This window comes from Microcoleus sp. MON1_C5, from assembly GCF_036701875.1.
Taxonomy (GTDB): domain Bacteria; phylum Cyanobacteriota; class Cyanobacteriia; order Cyanobacteriales; family Microcoleaceae; genus Microcoleus.
In genome coordinates this window covers 14,474-26,475 of sequence record NZ_JAUBRN010000018.1, presented here as the reverse complement: position 1 = coordinate 26,475, position 12,002 = coordinate 14,474, and the positions used below count along the sequence as shown (strand labels likewise).

At 44.2% G+C, this 12,002-nt stretch carries 9 protein-coding genes; 6 read left to right on the top strand and 3 right to left on the bottom strand.

From position 1 onward, the window contains the following. Positions 1-239 precede the first annotated feature (239 nt). On the top strand, positions 240-737 hold the full coding sequence (locus tag QUA71_RS11420; protein ID WP_190661498.1) for a hypothetical protein: 498 nt from the start codon (positions 240-242) through the stop codon (positions 735-737). 65 nt (positions 738-802) lie between these two features. On the opposite strand, the gene QUA71_RS11415 is transcribed toward QUA71_RS11420, so the two are convergent. The 3 genes from QUA71_RS11415 to QUA71_RS11405 all read right to left on the bottom strand — a co-directional run bounded on the left by QUA71_RS11415 (position 803) and on the right by QUA71_RS11405 (position 5,435). Continuing rightward, positions 803-1,168 (bottom strand): response regulator transcription factor, encoded by a 366-nt coding sequence (locus QUA71_RS11415; protein ID WP_039886668.1) that lies wholly within the window; start codon positions 1,166-1,168, stop codon positions 803-805. 322 nt (positions 1,169-1,490) lie between these two features. Beyond that, complete coding sequence (locus QUA71_RS11410) at positions 1,491-3,827, bottom strand: polysaccharide biosynthesis tyrosine autokinase (protein ID WP_333284964.1); 2,337 nt, start codon at positions 3,825-3,827, stop codon at positions 1,491-1,493. A 135-nt stretch (positions 3,828-3,962) separates the two neighbouring features. After that, positions 3,963-5,435 (bottom strand): polysaccharide biosynthesis/export family protein, encoded by a 1,473-nt coding sequence (locus QUA71_RS11405; protein ID WP_333284961.1) that lies wholly within the window; start codon positions 5,433-5,435, stop codon positions 3,963-3,965. A gap of 205 nt (positions 5,436-5,640) precedes the next feature. Here QUA71_RS11405 and QUA71_RS11400 point away from each other — a divergent pair, with 205 nt between their 5' ends. The 5 genes from QUA71_RS11400 (at position 5,641) to QUA71_RS11380 (ending at position 11,973) form a co-directional block, all read left to right on the top strand. Continuing rightward, positions 5,641-7,062 carry an O-antigen ligase family protein gene (locus tag QUA71_RS11400; RefSeq protein ID WP_333284959.1) on the top strand — a complete coding sequence of 474 codons (1,422 nt, stop codon included), beginning with the start codon at positions 5,641-5,643 and terminating at the stop codon, positions 7,060-7,062. A gap of 131 nt (positions 7,063-7,193) precedes the next feature. Then, a complete protein-coding gene (locus QUA71_RS11395) occupies positions 7,194-8,531 on the top strand; it encodes a flippase (protein WP_333284958.1) in 1,338 nt (445 codons plus the stop codon). A 449-nt stretch (positions 8,532-8,980) separates the two neighbouring features. Next, positions 8,981-9,745, top strand: a complete 765-nt coding sequence (locus QUA71_RS11390) for a hypothetical protein (RefSeq protein ID WP_333284956.1) — start codon at positions 8,981-8,983, stop codon at positions 9,743-9,745. Positions 9,746-9,764: 19 nt separating this feature from the next. Next, complete coding sequence (locus QUA71_RS11385; protein WP_333284954.1) at positions 9,765-10,688, top strand: glycosyltransferase family 2 protein; 924 nt, start codon at positions 9,765-9,767, stop codon at positions 10,686-10,688. A gap of 28 nt (positions 10,689-10,716) precedes the next feature. Beyond that, a complete protein-coding gene (locus QUA71_RS11380) occupies positions 10,717-11,973 on the top strand; it encodes a glycosyltransferase family 4 protein (protein WP_333284952.1) in 1,257 nt (418 codons plus the stop codon). Positions 11,974-12,002 lie beyond the last annotated feature (29 nt).

Here is a 12,002-nt window from a genome sequence, read left to right as displayed (position 1 = left end):
TTGCATTCCTGACTACAAATGTATAATGCTAATTTTACCGGATACAACCTGATTAACGCGACTGGATATCGACGGAATCGCTCAAGTGAAAAATATAAAAAATTTGTATTTTTCAAACTATTCAACTTCTTCTTGTGGGACCTTGCTTCTAGCCCGCCTAAAATATGCAATTTCTATGCCGATTAGGTGAGGGGTTTGTGTTAATATGCTAAAATATCCAACAACCACGCGGTAATTAGGTGGACAAACTTCAGACAGATATAGAGGCAATTTACTCTCAAATAGAGGAATTGCGCCTGGAACGCCAGCAGCTTACTATTGCCGATGCTGTCCCAGCCGGTGATTCGCCCCAAGCGATCGCCGATGCTTATCGGCGTCACGCGAGGGAAACAGCACAAGTGTCGGCAGAAGTCAAGGGTATAGATGACGCGATCGCGGCTCTGTCTGCTCAACTGGCTCAGAAACAGCAGCAGTCGGTAAAGTTGCAAAGAATCACTCCCATGGAGCAGCAAGTTGAAGAAGGAAGATTGCTGGCTCAGGGACACGCGGAACGGATTAATGAACTGGCGGCGGAACTGGCGGCGGAAGTGAAGGGACTCAAAGCTATCGCCGACCAAATTAGCCCCAGCTACTGGCAGGTTTATTACAAGCCTTTTATTACTGGTTTTAAGAGTATATCTGTTCCCTACGTGCGATCGGACGGGGATGTTTGGACTATTGTCAATCGAGTAGTTTAGAGAGGCTGCGGGAGCAGAAATAATAAGCGCTCAAGACAATTTTTTCCTGTCCCTATTCCTCAACCTCAACCTCGCAGCAATTGCTTAATAGTGCCGACCAATTCCTGAGGGTGAAATGGCTTGGCGATGTAAGCGTCGGCTCCTTGTTTCATCCCCCAATAGCGATCGAACTCTTCGCTTTTGCTCGAACACATTACCACCGGCAAATTTTGGGTTTTAGGGTCGCTTTTGAGCCGGCGACAGACTTCGTAGCCGTTCATCCGGGGCATCACGATATCCAGAACGACTAAATCTGGGCGGTTAGCCTTGATTTGCTCTAGAGCTTCTACGCCATCACTCGCTACCGTGACGTTGAGTCCTCTACCTTTGAGCAAGTCGGCGATCATCTCCCGCAGAGTGACGCTATCATCAACAACCATAACTGTACTCATAGAATAATCCCTACCAAGTTTCTGGGTTGAAACGTTCACATTAACGTTTACACTAACGTTCACCTTCAAAAGTGTCTTTTCCTGATTGAGATTGCGCTCTGCTAGATGTAGTTTACCCACTTTTGCTGATTTCTCAATCATTTTCTGAGTAATTACCGCAAAATTTAAAGATCCGCGCAATCTCGGTTGACACACAAGGCTATGTCCGTTAGTCTATCATTTTCTTTCTCAAATGGTACTATTATCACAAAATAAGGGTATAGCTTGGTTGTGCGTTTCCGGTTGAGGACGGCGGCGCTCGGCCGCCTGCATCAACATTTGTCTACTTAGGATTTTTCGTACCTAAAGCCGATAGTTTTTGGTCGTAGAGCGTCTCTAGAACGACCGGGCGCTGGCGGTAGCTCTGACCGGTGTTTTTGCAGCCGTTAGCAACGATTCCCAAGACGGAAGCTCCAGAAATTTTTAATTCTTCTAAAACTTTGCGAACTTGCGCTCGGTCTGTTTGCCCAATTTGGACGACCATAATCGTAGCGTCTGTATGAGCTGCGATCAAGTGGGTGTCTGCCAAGCCAGTTACTGGCGGGGTGTCATAAATTACTAAATCAAAAAATGCTTGAAATTGCTCCATCAGATACTGCATTTTTTTGGAAGAAAGAAGCTTGATCGGATCGGGGGCAATTTGGCCGGCGGTGAGTACGAACAAATTTTCTTGGTTCGGGGCTCGTTGAATCGCGTCGTTGAGGCTGAGATCCGTGGAGATGGCATCGCCCAGGCCACGCACGTTTGGCAGTCCTAACTTAGCGTGCAGTTGCGGGCAGCGCAAATCTGCATCTACTAACAATACTCTCTGTCCGACTGCTGCTGCTGTGGCTGCCAGGTGCAAAGCTACTGTAGATTTGCCGTCTCCGGCTACGGCTGAGCCGACTAAGAGCGATCGAATCGCCGTGCCTGCACTGAGCAAGTGAATGTTCGTGTAGAGCGATCGAAATGCTTCTAAAAATTGATAGTCCAAGTCGCTCAAAATACTTGGTTCTCCAATCTCCTGACCAGTATGTCTAGCTTGGCCCGGTTCGACTACTTCCACTTTCGAGTTCGAGCGAGCCGATGTTAGTTTTCTCTGTCTGGCTGGCCGTCTGCGCTTGACTTTCTTGGTAAACGGAATTACCCCGAGAATTGGCAATCTTGTGGCCATTCTCAGCGATTCTGGAGTGTGGAACACAGTATTTAGTACCTCTACCAGCAAGCCGACTGCTATGCCCAGCAGACTGCTTAAAATTACTGCCAGCGCTAACTGTTTTTTGGTTTGTTTGACGGTAGCTGTTATAGGGTTGCCGAATTTGTCTAGCGGAATTTCCGGAGGATTTATCAGCACCCAGGGTATTTGCTGCTGAGCCGCCTCAATCCCCAAGGTTTCTCGTTTTGCCAAGAAGTCCGACAAGCTCTTAGTAACTACTTGGAGTTCCCGCTGTAAATTGTCGTATTGTCGGGTTGTAACTGAAAAGTTTCTAATTTTTTGGTTGAGAGCATTTTGCAAAGCGGTCATTTCGCGATCGCGCGCTTCAATTTCTTTGATTTGGGTCTCTAAATTCCCCATTACCACTTCTCTTGCTTGTTGAGTGGCGGTTAAAATCAGTTCTTCCCGACTTTTTCGCAGCGCTAAAACTGGCAAACTGTCTTCTCTGTACTGAGCTGATTTCATTGACAGTTCCGAGTCTATTTTCTGAATTTGACCTAAGAGTCCCGCGTAAGCTTGTCCTTGGGTCATCAGCAGCCCCTGGGGATTATTTTCCTTGAGTAGTTCTTCATAGCTTTGGTAGAGGTTTCGCATCCCTTTGAGCTGAACTCTGATTTCTACTTGCTTGCCGCGAATGCTTTGAACTTGTTCAGACAGAGATTTTCCCTCTAGCTGCGGTTCAAACAAGTTGCTCTGCTGCCGCAGTCTTTGGACTTGCAGTTGCAGAACTTCTACTCTTTCTCGGAGCTTGGGCATCTCCGTATCTATAAATTTAATACCTTGATTAATGCCCATCAGCCGTTGCTGCAAGCTGTATTCTAGATAAGCTTTAGAAATTTTGTCCAATACGCCGTAAATTTTTTTTCTATCTGAATCTTTGTAGCGAACTTGTAAAATTTTTGTGCCTTGCTGTTTGCCATCTTTCGTGTAGCTGATGCGCTGGATCGACATTTTTGAACTCAGTTCGCTATAGTTCATTTTGGGATACCAAGCCCGCAATTCCTCAATCACTGGCTGCATCATTTTGGGACTTCGCAAGATCCTAATTTGGGTTTCGTAGTCTAGTAGGCTAATTCCTTCTATATTAATTTTTGCGAAGTCGGCAGCTTGGGTGTTGTTTAATAGTTTGGATTGCAAACCTTCAGCCGTGGCTGGTTCTACTAACAGGGAAAAGGAGCCTTCATACTCGACCGTTATGCTTTTAGAAGTGGCGACGATCGCTGTTCCTGCGAGGGCGCTCAAAGCTAGGGTGGCTGCTGCCATGACCAGGAAGCGACGGCGCACGACGCCGAACAGCCAGGACAAGTCTAGCTTTTCTTCTTCTCTCTCCTCTACGAAGTGATCTTTGTAGTTCTGAGCAGATAACTCCGGCAGTTTGCCATTCGATTTGGGTGTGAAGGGTTGGTAATCTTGTCTGCTATCCATATTCAGCCTGGGTATTTTTGAGGTTGATATTTTTGAGGTTGATATTTTTGAAGCGGCCAGGTCGCGGCTGGGTAATCTTATTGTTTCGTTTATTCTAGCCTTTGCCAGGAATTATCCACCTCACCCGCCGCCTTCTTACCTGAATAAAAATCGGAGAATGTTTATAAAATTTAACACTCCCGTAGCTGGCCCGACAGGTCCGATTACAGCGTTCATGCGATCGACAAAATTGACGAGACCTCTGCGAGATACGATAATCATGTCGTTGTTGCGAAGTTGAGGATTGGTTTCTTCGTTAATTCCTTGACTTAAATCGACTTTGATCGTGCGTTTAGTAGCTGTACCGTCGTTATTCAGGCGGACTAGCTCAACTTTATCTCTTCTAGCTCTGGTATTCTCGTACCCAAAAAATCCTCTGGAAACTAAAGCTTGATTCAGCGTGGCATTAGCTGGGAGTCTCAAGGGATCGAGGGATGTTCTGAGTTCTCCTACTACAAAAACGTTAATGCCAGTCGGAGCAAAGTTAGTGGTAGCGAGCACACCAGCTTCTGCAGGGTTGACGATCGTAGCTTTGGGCACGATGATCGTGTCTCCCTCCTGGAGGATGGTATCTTGGGCGCCGTCGCCGGACTCTAGGAACTGCCACAGGTTGACTGGGATAATTTGTTCGCCTCTTCTGGTGACGCGCCGCACTTGGATTTGCCGGATGTCGGCATCCGAGGTGATGCCGCCGGCTAGCTGAATAGCCCGGATGACGGTAGGGAAACCTTCGCGGCTGAGGTCGTTTGTGGTGTTGCCGCCGATGACGACGTAAGCCCCAGGGCGGGTGACTTGACCGACGATGGAGATCGATCGAGGTTTTTCTGGGGGTGGCGAAAAGTTGGCCGTCGCAAATTGACGAGCTTCTGCTTGGTTGAAGTTGGCGACTGTGGGAATCACGATTGTGTCTCTGTCTTGCAAAATGATGTCTTGAGAGATGTCTCCTTCTTGCAAGAATTTCCACAGGTTGACGTTGAGCACTTGATCGGGGCCGTCTCGTTGGGGACGGCGGACGCGGATGTTGCGGATGTCGGCGACACCCGTGACGCCTTCTGCTAGTCTGATCGCTTGGGTGACGGTGGGGTACTGGACACTCGGCGCGGCTCCCGGGCCAGGAGTTAGGGTGATGGTGAAGTTTCCGGGCCTGGTAACTTCTCCGATGACGCCGACGTTGAGGGGGCGGGCGGCGACGAGGCTGACTGTGACTATGGGGTCTTTGAGGACGCGGCGGTAGGCGTTGCGGATGATGTTGGTGGCTTCTACTAAGGTGCGGCCACGGACGGACACCAAGCCGATTAGGGGCAGGTTGACTGAACCGTCGGAAAGGACTTCGTAGCCGCGGCTGAGTTCGGCTACTTCGAGTATTTCTACTTGGATGCGATCGCCGCCACCGAGTTTATAGCTTTCCGGCGATCTCGTAACGGGCGCAACATTCTGGGCTTGCTCTGCGCCTAGCGGGATGGGAAGTTGTGCCGAGGTGCTTCTGGCGTCAGCGATGACAGTGGAAGCAAACAAGACAACACCCACAACCGACCGGGCTATCTGTCCTGGAAAATGGGTGTTAACCATACACCACCTAATTTTATTGACTATGATTTATATAAGTGTAGCCTTTTTAGTGCTGGGCAAAAAGCTCATTATTTTAAGCTATCGCCGAAAAAACGATGCTATATTTTTGCTTTATGCCTAATTTCTGTGTTAGCGTGGTTGCGGGTTGACCGCTATATTTTATATCTAGATAATTTGATCTTGTTTTAGATAAAGGAAAGCAATTATGACTGAACCAGTGTCTCCAGCAAATATGCTAAAAGAGCTGATATTAGGTAGTTCTTCATTAACATGGATGCTAATTGCTCTACTCGCGATGGCAACTCTACTATTCTTTCAATTTGCCAGCTATAAAAAAAATGGTTTGGCTTTAGAAAAAAGCTTTGCTATTTTATATATTTTCATCTCTCCAGTTCTGATACAACCTCCTTTTAATTACTTGCATTTTGTTAACTTGAAAGATCCAGCCGGTGGCATTTTAAAACAGCTACCTTATTTTTTTTACCCCTGGGTATTACTTATTTTACTTTCAAGAATTAAAATATTTAGTAGCAATTTTATAGATTTTTTTGCTAATTTATTAATAATGAATCCTTTCTTTTTACTTTATACATTACTTCCATTACTGTCTACATTATGGTCCATAGTTCCTGAAGACACGCTAAGAGCAGGTCTAGCTTTTTCAGGATTTACTGTTTTCGGGTGTTACATTGCAGCGCAATATAAATGGGAAGATTTATCTCGTTTTTGGCGATGGGGATACACGGCTATCGGTTTGGCCAGTTTTGTAATGAAACCCCCTGGCTCAGGCGATTTTGTAGGCTTAACCCTATCTAAAAATTCTTTGGGGGGAGTCTTAGCTTTATGTACGGCATTTTGGTATTTGCATTATTCTCAAGGAGCAAAAACTCAGAAAGAACGCTGGATTGCTTTGGGAATGATGTTATTTTCATTTTACCTGGTGAGGGCTAATAAGTCTGGCTCTGCTCTAGTGATTACTATCATATTAATAATTGCCGTCTCCTCGCTAAATTTTCTCAAAAAGTTAAGTTTTCAGTGGGCATTTACGGCGATTATATGTTTCCTGGTTTTCAGCATAATTATGACTGTTTTTGTAGTAGACAACCTAGAGGATATTATTGTAGGTGGGTTAGGCAAAGACTTGACTCTAACTGGACGCACCGAATTCTGGCCACAGTTAATGGATGCGGTCAACCAGCGCCCCTGGTTTGGCTACGGATACGATGGATTTTTTCAACAAGATAAGTTAGGCTCGGCTACTCCTGCTTATTTTATTTATACTCCTAATGGATTTCAACCTAAAAATCCTCACAATGGCGGTATCGGTATCTTGTTAGCCTTCGGTTGGCCGGGATTAATTTTAATGATGACTTCCTTGCTGCTCAATTTAGCTTACGCAGTTCGGTATTTGAGTCGTAGCACGCTGGAAGAAGCGGGAATACCTATTTGTTTTCTAGTGTCTATTATTATAAGCAATATCACTGAAGGTTATATTATAGATATAGGAAATCCTTGGCTGAGTTACGCAATGTTGACGGTTCGACTTGCGATAGATAATGCTAACAATAGTTCTAACAGTAGCACCAGTAACCCTCAAAGGCGTTCTTTAGCTCGCACTGTCTATTGAAGTAACCTTTATTGGGCGGATCGTGGGTCAAGTTGTGGTATGTTGTTATTAGGATCAACCAGTCTAATTTTGCGAGATTGCCGACCCTGCCAGAACCGCGTTTGTGTTTTGTAAAGATTTAAAATATTCTGATGCTAGATAAGTTAACTGCGGTCAGTCAAAGGCTCGCCCCTAGTCTGCGCCAGGTACTCAACAACATAGCTTGGCTGTTCACTGACCAAATCTTGCAGATGGGTCTAGGTCTGTTTGTAGGCCTTTGGGTAGCTCGCTATCTTGGTCCGACACAATTTGGATTGCTCAACTACGCGCTTGCCTTTGTGTCGCTGTTTAGTTCGGTAGCAACGATGGGCTTGGGTACTCTGGTAGTGCGGAATATCGCTCGCGACCCAGAATGCAAAAATGAGACCCTGGGAACTGCCTTCGGACTGCAATTTACTGGTGGCTGCATCACTTTGTTGTTAAGTGTCACCGTGATTGCCCTACTCAAGCCCAACGACACTCTGACTCGGTGGCTGGTAGGTATCATCGCTGCAGGAACTATCTTTAATGCTTTTGAAACCATCAATTTTTGGTTTCAGTCCCAAATCCAGTCAAAATATACAGTGTTGGCTAAAAATTCGGTATGTTTTTTAGTTGCTGCTCTCAGAATTGGGTTAGTGACTATTAAAGCCCCCCTGCTTGCCTTCGCCTGGATTCGATTGGCAGAGGTGGCATTGGTGGGAATGGCTTATGTATATTTTTATAAGCTTACTGGGAATAAAATTAAGGATTGGCAATTCAGTTGGGAGCGGTGTAAGGAACTGCTATCGGAGAGTTGGCCGATAATTTTGTCGGGATTGGCAATTTATCTGTACTCAAAAACCGATCAGATCATGCTCGGTGCGATGAATAAAAATGCTGAACTGGGCTATTATGCTGCCGCTGTTAAAATTTCGGAAATCTGCGATTTCTTGCCAATGATTTTATCAAGCTCTATTTTTCCCAAACTAGCGAATTTGAGAAAGACAAATTATGAAGAATATCTAAATAAATTTCAAATTTACTCGGATATTATGATATTTTTATGGTTGGGAGTGGCCATACCGATATCATTACTTTCTCCATGGATAGTGCATCTGCTTTACGGGGAGAAATATGCGAAGTCAGCAGCGGTACTGGCTCTCTATGTTTGGGCGCAATTTGGTAGTAATTTTGGAGTAGCACGCAGCACATATTTGAACATAGAAGGTCAGTTACGCTACGGTCTTTACTTGACTGTAGTCGGATCTATTCTAAATGTAGGGTTGAACTTTTGGTTGATTCCTAAGTATGGAGCTTTTGGAGCAACGGCGGCTACTCTGATAACTTATTTTTACGTGATTATATTAGTCAATTTCTTAATTAAGGAATTGCGACCTTTTAGCACTTTCATCTGGCGATCCTTTAACTTATACAAGGCGGCTGGTAGAATCAGAGGATTAGTAAAGTGATTCAAATTAAACCTAAAATCGAACAGCGCTCGAATTGCCCCTATTGCGGCACGGAACTCAAGGCAAAAAAAATTTTGTGGCAAGGGATACATATTCTTCTGGACTGTAAGTGCGCGGGATGTAATAGCGAAATAATCGACGAGTTGAGAGTAGGTCATGGAGTCCGAAAGTCTGTCCAAGTTGATACAATCAAAGGTGAAGTTTTTGCAAAAGTTGCTAATATAAAAGAATGGCTAGGCAAACCATTACTCTATTCACTCCAAAATCCTCAACCCGAAAAACTTGAGATTGTCAAAGAAATTTTTAAACCCTGCAAGCGGGTAATTATCTTAAACTGTATCGATCATCTTTATGGTCATTCCCTGCTGAAGTTGCTAAATGCACAAAGGCACTTAGAATGCAACTCTGACTGCGGGTTAGTTGTGATAGTTCCTAAGTTTCTAAGGTGGATGGTTCCTGATGAAGTTGCCGAAGTCTGGACAGTACCTATTTCTTTAAAAAATGGTCAAACTTACTATCCCAGCTTCGCTGAGTTTGTTGAGGAAGAAACGAAACGCTTTGATGAAATTTATGTCAGCGAAGCCCATTCTCATCCTAGCCAGTTTGACATCACGCGGTTTACTAGAGTTCCCAAACACAAATTTGAAGATCCAGAAATAAGAATTACTTTTATTTGGCGCGAAGATCGTTTATTAGTTAACAGTGGGCTGTTCCGAGTTTTGAAAAAGCTCAATCAACGAGAAAGGGCATTGCCATTACAAAATTTGAAAATTCAGCAGTTATTTGAGAAAATCAGGTTGCAAGTACCAGAAGCAAAATTTGCCGTAGCTGGTTTGGGGAGAAAAACTAAGTTTCCCGAATGGATTGAAGATTACAGAGTGGATAGTTTTAATGAAAAAATTGAAAAGGAAATATGCAGTGTTTATTCACAAAGCCGCTTAGTAATTGGTCTTCACGGCTCTAATATGTTGCTACCTTCGGCTCATGCTGGTATGACAATTGATTTGATAGATGAACGTTGGGGGAACTTTGCCCAAGATATTTTATACCAAGAAGGTGACCCGAGAATGGCTAGTTTTCGCTATAGATTTTTGCCCTATCAGACTAGCAATGAGACACTGGCATACATAGCGGCTGTGATGCTCCAAAAGTGGTTTAATTTTAAATCGCAGATGACTGCTGATCTTGTTAATTCAGATGTTGAAGACTACTAGAAAAAGTAGAGTCGCAGAAATGTTCAATTACCAAATCCAAACACCCGTCGCTTTTATCATCTTCAAACGTCCAGATACAACGGCTAAAGTATTTGAGGCAATTCGTCAGGCCAAACCTCCCAAATTGCTAGTAATTGCTGACGGCCCACGTCCAGATAGGCCTGGAGAAGATCAAGAATGTGCTGCAGCTAGAGCTATTATTGACCAAGTAGATTGGGACTGCGAAGTTTTGAAGAATTACGCAGACGTAAATCTCGGTTGTCGCCTGCGGGTTTCTAGCGGTATGAATTGGGTGTTTGATACAGTTGAAGAGGCAATTATTCTTGAGGATGACTGTCTCCCTCATCCTACTTTTTTCCGCTTCGCTGAAGAATTGCTGGAGCGTTACCGAGACGATCAGCGGATTCTATCAATCTCTGGTCAAAATGTTCAGTTTGGGCGAAAAAGAACTGATTATAGTTACTACTTTTCTCGCTATAATCACTGCTGGAGCTGGGCTAGTTGGAGGCGAGCTTGGCAGCATTATGATTTAGATATGAAGTTGTGGCCGGAAATTCGAGATGGTAATTTTTTGATGGATGTACTGGGAGACTCCCATGCTGTAAAAGTTTGGACAAATACTTTTCAGCTTTGTTATGAAAAAAAATTACAGAGTTGGGCTTTTCAGTGGACATTTGCTAGTTTTATTCAAAATGGTATGAATATTCTTGCAAATGTCAATTTAGCTTCTAACATCGGACATGGTGTAGGGGGAACTAATACGGAGGATGTCAACAGTCCTTATAGTAATATGCCTGTAGAAGCTATAACATTTCCGATGAAACACCCAGCCTTTGCCATTCGGGATGTGCAAGCAGATAATTTTACTGAAAACACTTTATATGATTACGATCCGAAATTTATCAAGAAAGTACAACGAAAAATCCAACAGTTTTTGAAATAGTAAGTACCCATGAGTTAAGGATGTTTGGATGAAAGTTTTGCTAGTAAGTAATTATGATATTAAAGGTGGTGCTGCGAGAGCTAGTTATCGCCTGCACAAGGGTTTACAAAATATGGGGGTAAATTCCCAAATTTTGGTAGGGTATAAGTCTAGTAATGATGAAAATGTGCGCTTGATGCCGACTAAATTAGCGGATAAATTTAAGGGTATTAGAGCTAAATTAAATAGGTTGCCGTTAAAGGTTTATCCAAAACTGGATCAGGTAATTTTTTCGCCTCAATGGGTTCCTGATTCCCTGGCATCGGAAGTGGCGAAAATTAATCCTGATGTGATTAATTTGCACTGGGTTTGTGAAGGCTATATGCAAATTGAAACGCTGCCTAAGTTTAATAAACCGATTGTTTGGACGCTGCACGATATGTGGGCGTTTACCGGTGGATGTCACTACAGCGAAAATTGCGAGCGCTATCTTGATGCTTGCGGTGCTTGTCCCCAGCTTCACAGCACTAAAGATGCTGATATTTCTCGTTGGATTTGGCAGCGAAAAGCTCAATCTTGGCAAAACTTGGATCTGACATTGGTAACTCCGAGTAATTGGTTAGCTGAATGCGCGAAATCTAGTTCTTTGTTGAAAAAATATCCAGTTAAAGTAATTGCTAATGGCCTTGATGCTGAAGTCTACAAACCGCTCAACCGCCCGCAGGTGAGATATAGTTTGAATTTGCCTCAAAATAAACATTTGGTGTTGTTTGGGGCGATGCAGGGAACGGGCGATCGGTGGAAGGGTTTTCCGCTGCTAGTTCCGGCTTTGCAAAGGCTCAGTAAGTCGGGATGGCAAGACAAAATTGAACTTTTGGTTTTCGGTTCTTCTCAACCGGAAAATCCGATCGATGTCGGTTTTAAAACTCATTATCTCGGCCGGTTGGAAGATGAATGTTTAGCAAAAGTTTATGCAGCGGCTGATGTAATGGTTGTACCGTCGCGGTACGAAGCTTTTGGTCAGACGGCATCGGAAGCGCTCGCTTGCGGCACGCCTGTGGTGGCTTTTGATGTGACGGGATTAAAAGATATTGTCGATCGCCAGCACAATGGCTATTTAGCTCAACCCTATGACAGTGAGGATTTAGCGCGAGGTATTGCATGGGTGCTAGAAAACCCCGATCGACATCAAAAACTCTGCTTTCACGCCCGTCAGAAAGCGGAAAAAGAATTCACCTTGGAGATACAAGCAAATCGCTATTTGTCTGTTTTTAACGAGGTTCTGTCAACTCCAAAGTCAAGATAAAAATCAGATTTTATTGGGTAAATTTTACC

What these genes read in the sequence shown, in the direction of transcription:
- QUA71_RS11390 (WP_333284956.1), top strand. Translation starts at nt 8,981, where the DNA reads ATGGTTCCTGATGAAGTTGCCGAAGTCTGGACAGTACCTATTTCTTTA.
- QUA71_RS11415 (WP_039886668.1), bottom strand. Translation starts at nt 1,168, where the DNA reads ATGAGTACAGTTATGGTTGTTGATGATAGCGTCACTCTGCGGGAGATG.
- QUA71_RS11385 (WP_333284954.1), top strand. Translation starts at nt 9,765, where the DNA reads ATGTTCAATTACCAAATCCAAACACCCGTCGCTTTTATCATCTTCAAA.
- QUA71_RS11380 (WP_333284952.1), top strand. Translation starts at nt 10,717, where the DNA reads ATGAAAGTTTTGCTAGTAAGTAATTATGATATTAAAGGTGGTGCTGCG.
- QUA71_RS11410 (WP_333284964.1), bottom strand. Translation starts at nt 3,827, where the DNA reads ATGGATAGCAGACAAGATTACCAACCCTTCACACCCAAATCGAATGGC.
- QUA71_RS11400 (WP_333284959.1), top strand. Translation starts at nt 5,641, where the DNA reads ATGACTGAACCAGTGTCTCCAGCAAATATGCTAAAAGAGCTGATATTA.
- QUA71_RS11395 (WP_333284958.1), top strand. Translation starts at nt 7,194, where the DNA reads ATGCTAGATAAGTTAACTGCGGTCAGTCAAAGGCTCGCCCCTAGTCTG.
- QUA71_RS11405 (WP_333284961.1), bottom strand. Translation starts at nt 5,435, where the DNA reads ATGGTTAACACCCATTTTCCAGGACAGATAGCCCGGTCGGTTGTGGGT.